Annotated in this window: 12 protein-coding genes, 1 tRNA gene and 1 other RNA gene; 10 read left to right on the forward strand and 4 right to left on the reverse strand. The window is 73.9% G+C overall.

Annotated features, from left to right (window positions below; all coding sequences use genetic code 11):
• The first annotated feature begins 76 nt into the window (after nt 1-76).
• A complete protein-coding gene (locus K6T13_RS01010; RefSeq protein WP_222896031.1) occupies nt 77-1,588 on the forward strand; it encodes a potassium/proton antiporter in 1,512 nt (503 codons plus the stop codon).
• Nucleotide 1,589: 1 nt separating this feature from the next.
• On the opposite strand, the gene K6T13_RS01015 is transcribed toward K6T13_RS01010, so the two are convergent.
• Both K6T13_RS01015 and K6T13_RS01020 read right to left on the reverse strand, forming a co-directional pair.
• The gene (locus K6T13_RS01015; RefSeq protein WP_222896032.1) at nt 1,590-2,081 is read right to left on the reverse strand and encodes a LytR C-terminal domain-containing protein; all 492 of its coding nucleotides are present in this window, start codon (nt 2,079-2,081) and stop codon (nt 1,590-1,592) included.
• Between the two features lie 25 nt (nt 2,082-2,106).
• Nucleotides 2,107-2,403: a type II toxin-antitoxin system VapB family antitoxin gene (locus K6T13_RS01020; RefSeq protein ID WP_222896033.1), complete on the reverse strand. Its 297-nt coding sequence runs from the start codon at nt 2,401-2,403 to the stop codon at nt 2,107-2,109.
• Nucleotides 2,404-2,436: 33 nt separating this feature from the next.
• On the opposite strand from K6T13_RS01020, the gene K6T13_RS01025 reads away from it, so the two are divergent.
• Nucleotides 2,437-3,978, forward strand: a complete 1,542-nt coding sequence (locus K6T13_RS01025; RefSeq protein ID WP_222896044.1) for a helicase HerA-like domain-containing protein — start codon at nt 2,437-2,439, stop codon at nt 3,976-3,978.
• A gap of 21 nt (nt 3,979-3,999) precedes the next feature.
• Here K6T13_RS01025 and eccCa read toward each other — a convergent pair whose 3' ends face one another.
• Nucleotides 4,000-7,995, reverse strand: a complete 3,996-nt coding sequence (eccCa, locus tag K6T13_RS01030; RefSeq protein WP_249423879.1) for a type VII secretion protein EccCa — start codon at nt 7,993-7,995, stop codon at nt 4,000-4,002.
• Between the two features lie 110 nt (nt 7,996-8,105).
• Here eccCa and K6T13_RS01035 point away from each other — a divergent pair, with 110 nt between their 5' ends.
• The 7 genes from K6T13_RS01035 to K6T13_RS01065 all read left to right on the forward strand — a co-directional run bounded on the left by K6T13_RS01035 (nt 8,106) and on the right by K6T13_RS01065 (nt 15,551).
• On the forward strand, nt 8,106-9,452 hold the full coding sequence (locus K6T13_RS01035) for a hypothetical protein (RefSeq protein WP_222896060.1): 1,347 nt from the start codon (nt 8,106-8,108) through the stop codon (nt 9,450-9,452).
• 129 nt (nt 9,453-9,581) lie between these two features.
• Nucleotides 9,582-9,899, forward strand: coding sequence for a WXG100 family type VII secretion target (locus K6T13_RS01040; RefSeq protein WP_222896148.1), 318 nt, complete (start codon nt 9,582-9,584; stop codon nt 9,897-9,899).
• 18 nt (nt 9,900-9,917) lie between these two features.
• The gene (locus K6T13_RS01045) at nt 9,918-10,214 is read left to right on the forward strand and encodes a WXG100 family type VII secretion target (RefSeq protein ID WP_222896149.1); all 297 of its coding nucleotides are present in this window, start codon (nt 9,918-9,920) and stop codon (nt 10,212-10,214) included.
• A gap of 139 nt (nt 10,215-10,353) precedes the next feature.
• Complete coding sequence (gene eccD / locus K6T13_RS01050; protein WP_222896150.1) at nt 10,354-11,703, forward strand: type VII secretion integral membrane protein EccD; 1,350 nt, start codon at nt 10,354-10,356, stop codon at nt 11,701-11,703.
• 3 nt (nt 11,704-11,706) lie between these two features.
• Entirely contained in the window at nt 11,707-13,095 is a 1,389-nt protein-coding gene (eccB, locus tag K6T13_RS01055; RefSeq protein ID WP_222896151.1) for a type VII secretion protein EccB, read from the forward strand.
• On the forward strand, nt 13,089-14,312 hold the full coding sequence (locus K6T13_RS01060; RefSeq protein WP_222896152.1) for a S8 family serine peptidase: 1,224 nt from the start codon (nt 13,089-13,091) through the stop codon (nt 14,310-14,312). The genes eccB and K6T13_RS01060 overlap by 7 nt, the downstream gene beginning before the upstream one ends.
• 51 nt (nt 14,313-14,363) lie before the next feature.
• Entirely contained in the window at nt 14,364-15,551 is a 1,188-nt protein-coding gene (locus tag K6T13_RS01065; RefSeq protein WP_222896153.1) for an acyl-CoA dehydrogenase family protein, read from the forward strand.
• A gap of 66 nt (nt 15,552-15,617) precedes the next feature.
• Here the strand turns inward: K6T13_RS01065 and K6T13_RS01070 are convergent.
• A tRNA-Ser gene (locus tag K6T13_RS01070) sits at nt 15,618-15,706 on the reverse strand.
• Nucleotides 15,707-15,823: 117 nt separating this feature from the next.
• Here K6T13_RS01070 and ffs point away from each other — a divergent pair.
• Nucleotides 15,824-15,913, forward strand: an RNA gene (gene ffs / locus K6T13_RS01075) — signal recognition particle sRNA small type.
• Nucleotides 15,914-15,959: the final 46 nt, after the last annotated feature.

Here is a 15,959-nt window from a genome sequence, read left to right on the forward strand (position 1 = left end):
GTCGCGCGCGGACGGGCACGCGCGCGCACCGATACACTGCGGCGCAGCCGCCCGCCGCGTCCGCCCGAGGTGACGAGTGACCTTCGACGTCCACGAGCTCGACACCTTCGTGCTCGTGGGCAGCGCCGTCACCCTGCTGGCGATCCTCGCCGTGCGGGTCTCCTTCCGGGTGGGCATGCCCAGCCTGCTGCTCTACCTCCTGATGGGGGTGGCCCTCGGCGAGGACGGGCTCGGCATCCAGTTCGAGGACGCCCAGCTCGCCCACGCGCTGGGCTTCGCCGCGCTGGCGGTCATCCTGGCCGAGGGCGGTCTCACCACCAGCTGGCGCGAGGTGAGACCGAGCTTCCGGCTCGGCGTCCTGCTCGCCACCGTCGGGGTCGCCACGTCCATCGTCGTGGTGGCGGTCGCCGGCCACTACCTCCTCGGGCTGCCGTGGGAGCTGGCGGTGCTCCTCGGCGCCGTCACGTCCCCGACCGACGCGGCGGCGGTGTTCTCGGTGCTCCGCGTGGTCCCGCTGCCCCGGCGCCTCGTCGGCTCGCTCGAGTCCGAGTCGGGTCTCAACGACGCCCCCACGGTGGTGCTGGTGACCCTCATCTCCACCGGGGGACTGGCCGACCACGGCGCGCTCGGGGCGGCGGGGATCGTCGTGTGGGAACTGGCGGTCGGCGCGGTCGCGGGGCTGGTGCTCGGCTTCGGAGGCGCCTGGGTCATGCGCCGTGCTGCGCTCCCCTCCAGCGGTCTCTACCCGCTGGCCGTGATGAGCTTCGCCTTCCTCGCCTACGGCGTCTCGAACGCCGTGCACGGCTCGGGGTTCGCCGCGGTCTACGTCGCCGCGCTGGTGCTCGGCAACAGCGAGCTGCCCCACCGGGTCGCGACGCGGTCCTTCGCAGAGGGCGTCGCCTGGCTGGCGCAGATCGGGCTCTTCGTGATGCTGGGGCTGCTGCTCTCGCCGGGCCGGATCTCGCTGCAGACCGTCGGGCTCGCCCTCGCCGCCGGGCTCGTGCTGACCTTCGTCGCGAGGCCGCTGTCGGTCCTGGCGAGCGCGTTGGGCTCCGGGCTCTCCTGGCGGGAGCTGTCGTTCCTGTCGTGGGCCGGCCTCCGTGGCGCGGTGCCGATCGTGCTGACGACCATCCCGCTCTCGGAGGACGTGGACGGGTCGGGGCGGCTGTTCGACCTGGTCTTCGTCATGGTCGTGGTCTACACCGTCCTGACGGGCCCCACGCTGCCCACGGTGGCCCGCTGGCTCCGGGTCGCGCGCCGCTCCGAGCCGCGCGGGCTCGACCTGGAGGCGGCGCCGCTGGACCGCATCGCGGCCGACCTGCTCCAGGTCACCATCAGCCCGGTCTCCCGGCTCCACGGCGTCGAGGTCGGCGAGCTCCGGCTGCCGGTCGGCGCCTCGGTGTCGATGATCATCCGCTCGGGGGAGACGCTGGTGCCCGAGCGCCGGACGGTGCTGCGCCACGGCGACGACCTGCTGGTGGTCACGCCCCGCAAGCTGCGGGAGGAGACCGAGGCGCGGCTCCGCAAGGTCTCCTCCGGCGGCCGGCTGGCGCAGTGGTTGCAGCCGCCCGAGGGACGCGGCGGCTGAGTCAGCTCACCGCCGGCGGGCCGCAGATGACCACGGACTCATCCGCCTGGACCTTCCGGGGGCCGCCCTTGGCCAGGTCGTCGAAGGCGTTGCCGACGACCACCAGCACGCCGGCGACGTCGGGGGTCCGGTCGACGACCTTCACCTTCTTGCCGAGCTTGCGAGCCACCAGCCGGACGGCGGGGTGCTTCTTCGGCAGCCCGGTCCACACCTGCACCCGCTTCACCTCGGCGCCGTCCGGGGCGTTGCCCTCCTGGCCGCGCGAGAACCCCACGTCGGTGAGGAGGTCCATCGTCAACCCCGCCAGCCCGTTGCGGTTGCTGGCGTTCCAGACACTCACCGTCACGTCGCGGCGGGCCACCGTGTCGCCCTGCTCGAAGTCGCGGTCGACACAGATCGGCGGGTCCGCCTTCTCCGGGAAGGGCTCGGTGAGGGCGGACCAGCCCCACACCGTCGCCAGCACCAGCAGCCCGCCGAGGACGAGGAGCGTCACGAGTGACTTCAGGCGGGCGTCCACGTCAGCCCGCCACCGAGTGGACCCGGGCGTGGAGGACGTTGCGCTGCTGGAGCGCTGCGCGGAGCGCCCGGTGGAGGCCGTCCTCGAGGTAGTACTCGCCCTGCCACTCGACCACGTGGGCGAAGAGGTCGCCGTAGAAGGTGGAGTCCTCGTCGAGGAGCGCGTCGAGGCGCAGCGTGTCCTTGGTCGTCACCAGCTCGTCGAGTCGGATCTGGCGCGGCGGCAGGGCGGCCCAGGCCTGGGACGTCAGCCCGTGGTCGGGGTAGGGCCGCCCCAGGCCCACGCGCTTGAAGATCACGGGGGGAGTCTAACGACGGGGTAGGTTCCGACCATGAGCGAGCAGCACCCCATCGAGGCTGCGGTCGCACCCGGCTACGAGTTCACCGGGCCGTCGCTGGAGCTCGGGGGTCTGATGGCCGACGCCTCGACCATCACCGGCACCCGGGTCCGCATCCCCCTCGCGATGCTCAACCGCCACGGTCTCGTCGCCGGCGCCACCGGTACCGGCAAGACCAAGACCCTGCAGCTGCTCGCCGAGCAGCTCAGCGCCCACGGCGTACCCGTCTTCGCGGCCGACGTGAAGGGGGACCTCTCCGGCCTCGCCGTCGCCGGTGAGGACGGGCCCCGGATCCAGGAGCGGGCGTCCTCGGTCGGCCAGGAGTGGACCGCCACCGCCTTCCCGGTCGAGTTCTACGCGCTCGGCGGCCAGGGCACCGGGATCCCGCTGCGGGTCACCATGAGTGCCTTCGGCCCCGTGCTGCTGAGCAAGGTCCTGGGACTCAACCAGACCCAGGAGTCGAGCCTGGGCCTGATCTTCCACTACGCCGACACCCACGGCCTGCCGCTGCTCGACCTCGCCGACCTCCGCGCCGTGGTGCACCACCTCGTGAGCGAGGAGGGCAAGGCCGAGCTGAAGGAGCTCGGCGGGCTGTCGTCGGCCACCGCTGGTGTGATCCTGCGCGAGCTCGTCGCCTTCGAGAACCAGGGCGCCGCCGCGTTCTTCGGCGAGCCGGAGTTCGCCTCCGAGGAGCTGCTCCAGACCGTCGAGGGACGTGGCCTCATCAGCCTGGTCGAGCTGCCCGAGCTGCAGGACCGCCCCGCCGTGTTCTCGACCTTCCTCATGTGGCTCCTCGCCGACCTCTTCAACGACCTCCCGGAGGTCGGCGACACCGATCGGCCCAAGCTCGTCTTCTTCTTCGACGAGGCACACCTGCTCTTCGACGACGCCTCCGAGGCGTTCCTCGACCAGGTGGCCCAGACGGTGCGCCTGATCCGGTCCAAGGGCGTCGGTGTGTTCTTCGTGACCCAGCAACCCACCGACGTCCCCGACGAGGTGCTCGCGCAGCTGGGGTCGCGGGTCCAGCACCAGCTGCGGGCCCACACCCCCAACGACGCGAAGGCGCTGCGGGCGACCGTCGCGACCTATCCCACCAGCGCCTACGACGACCTCGGTGCCGTGCTCACCTCCCTCGGGATCGGTGAGGCGGTCGTGACCGTGATGGACGAACGCGGCGCTCCGACACCGGTGGCCTGGACGATGTTGCGCGCGCCCGAGTCGCTCATGGGGCCGGCCGACCCGGCCGCCATGCAGGCGATCGTCGAGGCCAGCCCGCGCCACGCGCGCTACGCCGAGGCGGTCGACCGCGACTCCGCACGCGAACGGCTCGCGGCGCGGCTCGAGGAGGGCGCGCGCAAGGCGGAGGCGGAGCAGCCGCCGGCGACCACGTCGAAGGGCCCGGAGGCTCCCGCGCCCCAGCGGTGGGACGAGCGTGACCTCGTGCAGGACGTGGTCTCCTCGCCCGTCTTCAAGGACTTCATGCGTACCGCCGCCCGCGAGATCGCCCGGGGGGTGTTCGGCGCGGGTCGCCGCTGACCGAGTCGGCGCTGGGCAGCGTCAGAGCGCCACGTCGGTCCAGGCGGTCTGCAGCGTCTCGACGCCGCGGTCGCGGGTGACCAGCCGCCCCCGCCCGGGCGGTGAGGGGGTCGGCTTGAGGTTGCCGATCAGCGGCCCCTCGTCCGGGCTGCCGGACAGCAGGAGGCCGGGCATCGCGAGGTCGCGCATCGACTGCAGCACCGGCTCGTACATCGCCCGGGACGCGCCCCCGGAGCGGCGCGCCACCGCGACGTGGAGGCCGACGTCACGAGCCTGGGCCATCAGCGGCTGCAGGGCCGCGACCGGCGAGCTCTGCTGGGTGGCGACGAGGTCGTAGTCGTCGACGACGACGAAGACCTCCGCTCCCTGCCACCACGTCCGGTTGCGCAGCTGCTCCGGGGTGACGGCCTCGCCGGGGATCCGGTTCTGCAGGTAGTCGGCCAGGTCGCGGAGCACCGGACCGGCCTGGGCGCCCGAGGTGAGGTAGTTGAGGAGGTACTCCTCCGGCACCTCACCCAGCAGCGCCCGACGGTAGTCGACCACCACGAGCTGGGCCTGCTGGGGGGTGCGGGTGCGCATGACCTCCCGGAGATAGGCCCGCAGCACCGAGCTCTTGCCGGAGCGGCCGTCGCCGAGCACCAGCAGGTGGGGCTCGCTGTCGGCGTCGAGGGCGACCGGGGCCAGCTCCTTTTCATCGACGCCGAGCAGCAGCAGCTGCTCCGCCAGCCCCCGCGACGCGGCCTGGTCGCGCACCGCGTCGAGGCCGATCCGCTCGGGCAGCAGCCGCAGCTTGGGGCCCTCCGGACCCGACCAGGCGGCCGTGACGCGGGCGACGAGGTCGTCCACACCGTCACCGACGGTCTCGGCCACCGGCTGGCCGTCGATGCGGGGGAGGGCGCCGAGGAAGTGCTGCTTGCCGGGCACCAGGCCGCGACCCGGGCGACCCGTCGGCACGAGCTGGGCGACCTTGCGGTCGATCTCGGAGTCGAGGGCGTCGCCGAGTCGGAGCTCGAGCCTGGTCCCGAAGACGTCGCGCATCGCGGAGCGGAAGTCGGCCCAGCGCGACGCCGCCGCCACGATGTGGACGCCGAAGGTCAGACCGCGGGCCGACAGCTGCTGGATCTCGAGCTCGATCTCGTCGAAGTCGGCCCGCAGCGTCGACCAGCCGTCGACGACGAGGAAGACGTCGCCGTACCCGTCGTCGGCCTGTCCCCGGGACCGCCTGCTCCGGTAGGTCTCGATCGAGTCGATGCCCTGCGCCCGGAAGTACGCCTCGCGCCGGTCGACGATCCCGTGCACCTCGGCCAGGACCCGGCGCACCACGTCGGGCTCGGCCCGGGTGCCGACTCCCGACACGTGCGGCAACCGCGCGAGCGGGGCGAAGGTGCCGCCACCGAAGTCGAGCACGAAGAACTGCGACTCCTGCGGGGTGGTGGTCAGCGCCAGGCTGGTGACGATGGTCCGCAGCAGGGTGCTCTTCCCGCTGCGTGGGCCACCGACGACGGCGACGTGGCCAGCGGCTCCGCCGAGGTCGACCGACAGCGTGTCGCGGCGCTGCTCGCGCGGCCGGTCGACGGTGCCGATCGGGACGACGAGGCCGCCGAGCGCCCGCCACTGCCGCGACACCAGGCCGAGCTCCGGCTCGACGGCGAGGTCGGCCATGAGGTCGTCGAGGGTGTCGGGGACGTCGAGCGGCGGCAGCCACACCTGGTGGGCGGACGGCCCGTGACCGGCCATCCTGGCCACGGCGACGTCGAGCAGCGAGTCCTGCTCGGCCGGCGCCGGCGCAGGCGCGGGCTCGGGAGCGGGAGCGGTCGACGCGGTCGGGTCGACCACCTTCGCGACCGTGAACGGGAGGATCCCCTGCAGGTGGCCGCCCTGGTCGCGGCGTACGCGTGGCTGTCCGCTCGGCGGGCCGGAGACGTAGGCCGCCTTGAACCGGAGCATCGAGGTGGGATCGGGCTTGAGGTAGCCCAGGCCCGGGACGGACGGCAGCTCGTAGGCGTCGGGAACGCCGAGCACGGCCCGGGACTCGCCGGCGCTGAACGTCCGCAACCCGATCCGGTAGGACAGGTGGGACTCCAGGCCACGCAGCCGCCCCTCCTCGAGCCGCTGCGAGGCCAGCAGCAGGTGGAGCCCGAGGGAACGGCCCAGGCGCCCGATGGCGACGAACAGGTCGATGAACTCCGGCTTGGCCGAGAGCATCTCGCTGAACTCGTCGACCACGATGAACAGCGACGGCAGGGGTGGGAGGTCCTCGCCCGCGCTGCGGGCCCGCTCGTAGTCGCGGACCGAGGCGACGTTGCCGGCCTCCCGCAGCAGCTCCTGGCGGCGCACCATCTCCCCCGACAACGCGTCCTGCATGCGGTCGACCAGGGTGAGCTCCTGGGCCAGGTTGGTGATGACCGCCGAGACGTGGGGCATCCGCGCCATGCCGGCGAAGGTCGCGCCCCCCTTGAAGTCGACCAGCACCATGTTGAGCTGCTCGGGGGAGTGGGTCATCGCGAGCCCGAGCACGAGCGTGCGGAGGAACTCCGACTTGCCCGAGCCCGTGGCGCCGATGACGAGGCCGTGCGGCCCCATGCCCTGCTGGGCGCTCTCCTTGAGGTCGAGGTGGACCGGGGCGCCGCCCTCGCCGACCCCGATCGGCACCCGCAGCCGGTCGCGGGCCGGACGCGGGCGCCAGCCCGCCGCGGGCTCGAGGGCATGGACGTCGCCCAGCCCGAGCAGGTCGGTGAAGTCCGAGGGCCCGGTGATCTCCCCGCTCGGCTCGGTCTGGCGCGAGGCGACGGTGTGGAGTGGCGTGAGCCGGCGTGCGAACGCCTCGGCGGTGGCGAGGTCGCACTGGTCGCCCGTCGCCCGGACCGGCTCCTCCCGCACCCGCACGGCGAGCAGCGGCTGTCGTCCGCGCACCGGCTCCTCGCCGGTGAGCTCCAGCCGCAGCCGGCTGTGGTCCTCCAGCTCGTCCCACCGCACGGGGAGGTCGAGCACCGTGACGCCGTGCAGGCCGTCGGGGGGTACGACGTGGTTGCCGGGCGGCAGCGTGGCCCCGTCGGTGACCAGCAGGATGTGCGGGGTCGCCGGCGGCTCGGACGCCCCGAAGCGGGAGCGGTCGGCGAGGTCGGGCGGCAGCAGGGAGGCGAGCTCGTCGAGCGAGGTGGTGACGATCCGCTGGGGTCCGACGGCGTCGCGCTCGCGGGGGCTCTGGGCGTGCGGCAGCCACTTCAGCCAGTCCCAGTGCACCAGGTGGTCCTCGCGAGCCAGGACCGCCACCAGCAGGTGCTCGGGTGCGTGGAAGGCCGTCGCCGAGCAGATCATCGCCCGCGCCAGCGACCGCACCTGCTCCTCGCCGCCGCAGAGCTCGACGCGGTCGAAGGCCCGCAGGTCGATGCTCGCCGGGAGGTCCGGCTGGAGCCGGTGCACCACGAGCAGCCGGTGGAGCGCCGACGCCGCCGCGGGGTCGACCTGGTCGACGGGCGCGCTCTCCGGGGGCACCAGCTCGGTGGAGAGCGGCTGGGTGCAGGTGCCGTAGCGGACGTGCAGGAAGTTGTCGTCACCGGTGCCGTGCTCCCAGACACGGGACCGTTCCTCGGCGAGAGCCGGCAGGGCGCTCGGCTCGGGGTGGTGCCAGAGCAACGCCCGGCGTTGCTGGTCGGCGGCCTCGCGCGCCACCTCGCGGACGTTGCCGAGGTAGCGCAGGTACTCGGTGCGCGACCCCGTGACCTGCTGGGCGCGCTGCTTCCGCTGCCGGTCGATCTGCACCACGATGAAGCCGAGGGTGGCGAAGAGGAACATGCCGGCGGCGATGTAGCTGCGACCGGCGTTGGCGCCACCCGCCTGGCCGGCCATCGAGGCCACGAGCACGATCGAGCCCAAGCTGCCCAGCATCGGGATGGCGTTCATGAGGACGCCGCTGGCGCCCTCGTGCGGCTCGATCTCGGGCGGCGGTTGCAGGACGATCCGTCCCGACGGCATCTCGGGCTCCTCGAGCCGCGTGCCCCGAAGCGTCGTGCTCACCGGACTCCCATCCGTTCTGCTGCTGCGCGCGGCTGATCATAGGTGAGCGGGCCGGGCCGACGGAGGCCAGCGACTACGCTCGCCGCACACGCAGCACGAGGGGACGGAAGATGGCGGGCTCGGACACCATCGCGGTGAGCATCCACGGCCCTGCCGGCGTGCTCGACCTCGTGGTGCCACCCGGCGCGGACGCCGCCGACGTCGCCCGGGAGTACGCCGAGCAGACCTCGCTCGCGACCGTCCCGGTGCTCTACACGGCTCGCGGCGCGGAGATGCGTGCCGACCAGACGATGCGGCAGGCGGGCGTGGCCACGGGTGCCGTCCTGGTCGCCGCCGCCGCGGCCGCGCCGACCGTCCCGCCCCCTGCCCGCGCGGGAGGACGCCCGGCCGCCCGGGTGCCCGGCCGCCTCGCTGCCGCCGGCTTCTGGGGGGCGGCCGCCCTGGCCGCGCTCACCGGCTGGCTCGCGGCCCACACCGAGAGCCCGGGAGCCCGCAGCACCGCCGTCGTGCTCCTCGCCGCCTCGGCCACGGTCTCGGTGCTGCCGGTGGGCCGGCTGGCCGACCACCGGGTGCTCGCCGCACCCGCGTTCGCGGCCGCTGCGGCGTACGCCGTGGTGTGGGACCCGGTCACCGAGCGCCTCCCCCTCGTGGTCGGCATCGCCGGCGTCGCCGCGGCCGCGACCGCGGCGGTGGGCCGGGCGTTGTCCGCGGGACCCGACGAGGGGCTGCGGGTGTGGGTGGTGGCCGGTGGAACGGTCTTTGGCGTGGCCCTGCTCGCCGCGGTCCTGGGGCTGGGTCCGGCGGTGGTGTGGTCGGTGCTGCTCGTGGCCGCCGTCCTCGCCGCACGGTTCGTGCCGCTGCTGGTGGTCGACGTCCCCGACCACCACCTCATCGACCTCGAGCGGCTCGCGGTCACGGCGTGGTCCGCGCGGGAGCGGCCGGGGGGACGGCGCGGCCGGGTCGTGGTGCGCCCTGCGGAGGTCGCCGCCGTCGCGGCCCGGGCCGGCCGCACCCTGGTCGCCACCGCGGTGGCGATCGCCGTCGTGGCGGCGCTCGCGGCCCACCAGACGCTCCAGGTCGCCACTCCGCTCTTCGACCGGGTCGGGGCCCGGTCCCTCGTGTTCTTCGCCGGCGCCGCCCTGCTGCTGACAGCCCGCAGTCACCGCCACGGGGGCGCGCGGGCGCTCCTGCGTGTCGGGGGCCTCGGGTGCTGGTCGGCGCTGGCGTGGGACCTCCTCCCCGCGACGGACGGCGGGCTCCTCGTGGCCGTCCTGGCGACCACGCTCGCCCTCGGGGTGCTGCTCGTGGTGGTCGCCGTCGCCACCGGTCGGGGCTGGCGGTCGGTGTGGTGGTCACGCCGGGCAGAGGTCGCCGAGGGCTTCGCGGCTGCTGCCGCGCTGGGCAGCGTGGTCGTCTCCTCGGGGCTCTTCCGGACCCTGTGGGAACTGGCGCCCTGAGGTTTAGCGCTCCGCGGCGCGGGTAGGAGCCCGAGTGCCCGGACGGGGGAACCGTGGGGCAGACGGATCGAGGCGACAGCGACACGTCCGTGCGGCAGACGGGCCGCCCGACGACGAGGAAGAGGCGACATGTCGAGCAACGAGATGGGAATGGGCGAGGGCACGCTCACCAAGGCGGCCGGGCTGGTGGCCGAGGCCAAGCAGGACTTCGACCGCCTCAGCGGCAAGCTCGAGGGCCAGATCGCCGCCCTGCAGGGCAAGTGGGCGGGCGCCGGGGGCCAGGCCTTCTTCACCCTCCACCGGGCGTGGACGGAGAAGCAGAAGGTGATCGTGAGCGCGCTCAACGAGTTCGAGGGCGCCCTCGTCGGCACCGAGAAGGACGCGATGGGCACCGATGACGCCCAGGCCACCAACTACAGCCGCAACCTCAACCGCCTCGGCGGCTGACCCCCCAGGGAGACACTCATGAACATCGACGGACTGCGCGTCAACCACGCCGGCCTCGACCAGGCCGCCCAGGACCTCTACAACGCGGTCAAGGAGATCGACGACCGCATGAACCGCCTCGAGGGCGAGCTGGCACCGCTGCGCAGCGACTGGAGCGGCCAGGCGCAGGGCGCCTACGTCGCGGCGAAGGCGAAGTGGGACTGGGCGATCGAGGAGATGCGCAACCTCCTCGACGACACCAGCCGCACCGTCCACCAGTCCAACGCCGAGTACCGCGCCGCCGACCAGCGCGGTGCCGCGAGCTTCGAGATCTGACACCCCCCCGGCCGGACCGGCTGGTGGCCCCAGCGCCACCGGCCGGTCCGTCGGATTTCACCCGACCTCGCGCGCCCTGCCCCGCCCGCTCGCCTACGATGCGGTCGTCCCGTCGGGTCGACCACTCGGAGTTGATCGCATGAGCCAGGCGCCCGCCGGTGCCTCCGGTCTGGTGAAGGTGACCGTCACCTCCGGCACCCGACGCGTCGACCTGGTGGTGCCCGCGGCCGTGCCCGTGGCCGAGCTGCTGCCCGAGCTCGCGCGCAGCGTGGGCCTGCTCGACGGCCCCACCGTCTACGGCGGCTACCGCCTGGTGACGCCGGAGGGCCGTGAGCTCGCCCCCGACGCCAGCCTGACCATGCAGGGCGTCGAGGACGGCGTCGTGCTCGCGGTCGCCGCCGGCGTCGACGACGAGCCACCCCGGGTCTACGACGACGTCGTCGAGGCGATGACCGACGTCGTCGAGCGTGACCTCCGGCCCTGGCAGCCGGCTGCCGGCCGGCGTACCGCCCTGGGGGCGGCGGCGTTGCTGCTGGCCCTCGGTGCGGTCGCCCTGCTGATCCAGACCGGCGCGGTGGCGGCGACGGCGGCGGCCCTGGTCGCCCTGGGTCTCCTCGCCGGCGCCGTCGTGCTCTCCCGCGCGCAGGACGAGCCCGAGGCCGCGGTCGCGGTCGCCTGGATGGGCAGCGGCTACGCCGCGGTCGCGGGCCTGCTGCTCGCCGGCGGTGACGGCCCGGCCGGGGCGCCCATGGCGTACGCCGGCGCCGGGGCCCTGCTCGCGGGGCTGGTGGCACTGGTCGGCCTCGGCGCCGGGCGCCCGCTCGCCATCCCGCCGGTCGTGGTGGGCTCGATCTTCGTGGCCACCGGCCTGGTGATGCAGGTGGCCGCCTTCGACGCCGGCGTCGTGCTCACCACGGTGCTCGTCCTCGTGGTCGTGGCCGGCAGCGTCTTCCCCTGGCTGGCCCTCGGCGCGACCGGCACACGCGTCGACCAGCTCTACACCGTCGCCGACATCACCGCCGATCCCCACGACGTCGAGGCCGCGGCGGTGGGAACCGACGCCCGCGTGGCCCACGAGATCCTGGTCGCCGTGACCGGCACGGTCGGGCTGCTGCTGGTGCTCGTGGCACCGCTCGCGGTGGGGCTGGGGCTCTGGGGCACGCTCACCGCGCTGATGTGCTGCGGCGTGGTGATGCTGCGGACCCGCCAGTACCGCGTCGGGTCGGAGGTGCTGGTCGGCCTCGTCTCCGGGGTGCTCGGGCTCGCCACGATCGCGACGGCCGTGCTGTGGCTCCACCCCGGCTGGCGACCGACCGCTGCCGTGGCGCTGGCCGCGGTCGGCGCGGTGCTGCTCGTGGCGACCCTGCTGCCCGGCACCCCGTCCGTGCGCCGTGGCCGGCTGGGCGACGTGGCCGAGACGGTCGCCCTGGTCTCGCTGCCGCCGCTGCTGGTGCTGGCCACGGGTGTCTTCTCGGCGATCAGGAGCTGAGGGGTGGCCACCAAGAAGGACCTGGTCGAGGCCTATGCCTTCAGCCGGCGCCGCCTCGTCACCGCCTTCGTCTCGGGGGCGCCCGGCGGCCGCGAGGTCGAGCCGGCGCGGCCGGGTCGCTCCGTCGTCGGCGGCCTCGCCCTCGGCGTGCTCCTCATGGCGGGAGCCGCGATCGCCGGCATCTTCACCACCAACGTCGACCCCGCGTGGGCCGAGCAGCCGGGGCTGGTCGTCTCCAAGGAGGAGGCGGCGGTCTACGTCATCACCCGGTCGAGCAGCGACCCCGTGCTCCACCCGGTCCTCAACATCACCTCCGCCAAGCTGATCCTCGGCAGCGACCAGGAGCCCCAGGTCATCCCCGACTCCTACATCGACGACGAGACGATCGGCTCCGACGTCGGGATCTTCGGGGCTCCCTCTGACGTGCCCGACGTCGGGCGGCTCATCCCGAGCGGCTGGACCGGATGCGCCGACGGCCGCCAGCTGCGGCTGAGCGTGTCCGGGCAGGACACCGCGACGACCAGCCCACCCGACGCCGGCATGCTGGTCAGGGTCGAGAACCGCCGCTACGTGGTCGCGCTCGGACGCCCCGACGACGACGGCCTCGCGCGGGCCCACAGCTACGAGGTCCCGCGCGACCGCCGCGCCGAGAACCTGCTCCGTGCCCTCGGCCTGGAGGACTTCGACGCCAAGCGGGTCAGCCAGGAGTGGCTCGACCTGCTGCCCACGGGTGGTCGCCTCGACCGCGACGCCTTCGGACTCGACGTCAGCGCCCCGCCTCTCGACATCGCCGAGGCCGGACGGCCGGTGCCGGTGGGTGCGATCGTCACCGCTCCGGACGGCACCGCCTTCCTCGCGACCCAGGACGGGTTGGAGGTGCTCGACGAGTTCGCCCGCCGCGTCTACGAGCAGGGCCGCGCCGAGCGGACCCAGGTGGTCGAGCTCGACAGCGCACCACCGCCGACCGCTGGTCGGCCGACCTACCGCGAGGCCGCCTGGCCGACGACCACGCTGGCGCAGGTGTTCGGGGAAGCCTGCCTGCGGCTGGTCACCGATGCGGGCAGCACGCCCCGGGTGGAGGTCGTCGAGGACCCCGCCGACGGTGCCGCGGCGTCGGGCAGCGACGGCCTGTCGGTGTCCGTCGACGACGGGCACGGCGCCTACGTCCTGGCAGGCGGCTGGGACGACACCGACAGCGGGCAGCCGTTCGTGGTCGACGCCAAGGGGTTCGCCTACCCGCTCGGCAGCGTGTCCGACGCTGAGCTGCTGGGCTACGCCGACTACCCCGTCCGCGTCGTCCCCGACCCGTGGATCGAGCTCTTCCGCCCCGGCGTGGAGCTCTCCGCCAACGCGGCACTCTGCGAGCCGCAGGTGGAGGCGACCGGGTGCTGAGCTCGGGCGCGGCCCTGCTGCTCGCGACCGGTCTGCTCGTGCCGCTCGCGGCCCCCGCGGCGGCCGACCCCGGGTCGGCGTGCGACGCGGTCGGCGCCGACGTCGTCTCAGCTGAGTCCGACCTGCCGAGCCGCCCGCTCCAGCTGCTCGGCGTACCCCGCGCCACGGAGCTGCTGGAGCAGCGGGGGATCACGCCCGGCGAGGGCGTCGGCGTGGCCGTCATCGACTCCGGGGTCGCCCCGGCGGCCCGTGAGCGGATGGACGTCGTGGCGCCGCGGAGCTGGGCCAGCGGCGACCACGACAGCGCCCACGGCACCACGGTGGCGGGTCTGGTCGCCGGCCGTCCGCGGGAGGACGGCAAGCCGATCGGGGTGGCGCCGGGGGCGCGGATCGTCGATCTCCGGGTCTACACGGCCCCGGACGACAGCGACACCGGTGGCATCCCCTCCGGTGAGGTGGTGAGTGCGCTGCGCTGGCTGGCGAGGAACGCGGCAGACCTCGAGGTCGGCGTAGCGGTGATGGCCTTCGACCTGGGCGGCGACGCCCCCGGCCTGAAGCGCGCCGTACGCCGGCTGGTGGCTGCGGATGTGGTGGTGGTCGGCGCCGGTGGCAACCGCGTCGACGGAACGGGCGAGCCCGCCCCGCCCGGCGAGGACGCCCGCGGCACCGTCTACCCGGCGGCGTACGACGAGGAGGTGCTGGCGGTGGGTGCGACCGGCACCGGGTTCACCGACGACGCCAGCACCTCGGTGCTGCTCAACAGTGACATCGACGTCGCCGTCCCGACCCACCAGGCGGTGTCGGTGGCCCGCAACGGCCGGGCCTGCTACGTCGAGGGCGTGGCGACGTCGTGGGCCGCCGGCCTCGCGGCGGGCGTGGTCGCGCTGGCCCGGTCGGCCCACCCCGACCTGGACGCCGCCCAGATCCAGGCCCGTCTGATCCGGACGGCCGACGGCAGCCCGGAGGCACAGACGCGTGCCACCGGTGCCGGCGTGCTGCAACCCGTGGAGGCGTTGACCCGACGGTCCGGTGGCGACGACGACGGCGACGGCTTGGTGCACGCCGACAGCGGCGCGGGACGTGCGGAGGCTCCGACCGACCCGGTCGACCCCGTCGCCGGGGTGCTCGCCGACGCTCGCTGGTGGGGGCTGCTGGGGGGTGGCCTCCTGGTCGTCGCCCTGGTGCTGCGGCCGCTGCTGGCCCGGCGGCGCTCCTGAGGCTCGCGGTGGCATCCTGTCGCTGAGCCCCGGCCGGGAGACGAGGAACCCATGACGAGCACCGCACTGCCTCCGTTCGACCCGATCGACCCCGCGGGGATCGACGACCTGCTGTCGGTGGAGGAGCGGGCCGTGCGCGACACGGTGCGCCGGTTCTGCGAGGACCGGGTGCTGCCGCACGTGGCGACCTGGTTCGACGATGCCGAGATCCCGGATGCCCGCGGGCTGACCAAGGAGCTCGGGTCGCACGGGCTGCTGGGGATGCACCTGACCGGCTACGGCTGCGCCGGCATGAGCGCGACGGCGTACGGGCTGGCATGCCTGGAGCTCGAGGCAGCCGACTCCGGCGTGAGGTCGCTGGTGTCGGTGCAGGGGTCGCTCGCGATGTACCCGATCTGGCGCTTCGGCTCCGAGGAGCAGAAGCAGGAGTGGCTGCCCCGGATGGCGGCGGGGGAGGCGGTCGGTTGCTTCGGACTCACCGAGCCCGATGCCGGGTCGGACCCGGGCAGCATGCGGACCCGCGCCCGCCGCGACGGTGACGACTGGGTGCTCGACGGGCGCAAGCTCTGGATCACCAACGGCTCGCTCGCCGACGTCGCGGTCGTGTGGGCGCAGACCGACGAGTGGATCCGCGGCTTCGTGGTGCCGACCAGGACGCCGGGGTTCTCGGCTCACGACATCGAGCACAAGCTGTCGCTGCGCGCCTCGACCACCAGCGAGCTCGTCCTCGACGGCGTCCGGCTGCCGGCGACCGCCGTCCTGCCCGAGGTGGTGGGGCTCAAGGGGCCGTTGTCGTGCCTCAACGAGGCTCGCTTCGGGATCACGTGGGGGGCGATGGGCGCCGCCCGGGCCTCGTACGCCGCCGCAGTCTCCTACGCCCGCGAGCGCACCCAGTTCGGCCGGCCGATCGGCGGCTTCCAGCTCACCCAGCAGAAGCTGGCCGACATGGCGGTCGAGTACACCCTCGGCGTCATGCTCGCCCTGCACCTGGCCCGGCGAAAGGAGGCCGGGACCCTGCGGCCGGAGCAGGTGAGCCTCGGCAAGCTCAACAACGTCCGCAAGGCGCTGGAGATCTGCCGGACCGCGCGGACCGTGCTCGGCGCCAACGGGATCTCGCTGGAGTACCCCGTGATCCGGCACGCCGCCAACCTCGAGTCGGTGCTGACCTACGAGGGCACCGTCGAGATGCACACGCTCGTCCTCGGCCAGGCGATCACCGGCGAGTCCGCCTTCCGCTGACGTCGCCGTGCCGTCCCCGACAACGACATCGGCCCGAACCGCTGACGCGGTCCGGGCCGAGTGTGCTGGCGGAGGATAGGGGATTCGAACCCCTGAGGGCTGTTAACCCAACCCGCTTTCCAAGCGAGCGCCATAGGCCACTAGGCGAATCCTCCGCGGAGGAGGTTACCGGGCACCGCGGGCGTTGCCGAAATCAGGCGTGACCCACCCCTGCCGTGCAGCAGGACCCGGCCCGGGTTGGTGGTGCGGACGCCCTCACCTAGACTCGGGTCAACCCCCCGCGTGGCGGCACCTTGCCGAATCCCCCAGGGCCGGAAGGCAGCAAGGGCAAGCGAGCTCTGCCGGGTACGCGGGGGGCCTTTCATGCCCGGAGGATGTCTGCGGGAGGACCGCTACCCGCTGTCACAC

The organism is Nocardioides coralli, from assembly GCF_019880385.1.
In the GTDB taxonomy this organism is placed as follows: domain Bacteria; phylum Actinomycetota; class Actinomycetes; order Propionibacteriales; family Nocardioidaceae; genus Nocardioides; species Nocardioides coralli.

What these genes read in the sequence shown, in the direction of transcription:
- K6T13_RS01025 (WP_222896044.1), top strand. Translation starts at nt 2,437, where the DNA reads ATGAGCGAGCAGCACCCCATCGAGGCTGCGGTCGCACCCGGCTACGAG.
- K6T13_RS01035 (WP_222896060.1), top strand. Translation starts at nt 8,106, where the DNA reads ATGGCGGGCTCGGACACCATCGCGGTGAGCATCCACGGCCCTGCCGGC.
- K6T13_RS01040 (WP_222896148.1), top strand. Translation starts at nt 9,582, where the DNA reads ATGTCGAGCAACGAGATGGGAATGGGCGAGGGCACGCTCACCAAGGCG.
- K6T13_RS01045 (WP_222896149.1), top strand. Translation starts at nt 9,918, where the DNA reads ATGAACATCGACGGACTGCGCGTCAACCACGCCGGCCTCGACCAGGCC.
- eccD (WP_222896150.1), top strand. Translation starts at nt 10,354, where the DNA reads ATGAGCCAGGCGCCCGCCGGTGCCTCCGGTCTGGTGAAGGTGACCGTC.
- K6T13_RS01065 (WP_222896153.1), top strand. Translation starts at nt 14,364, where the DNA reads ATGACGAGCACCGCACTGCCTCCGTTCGACCCGATCGACCCCGCGGGG.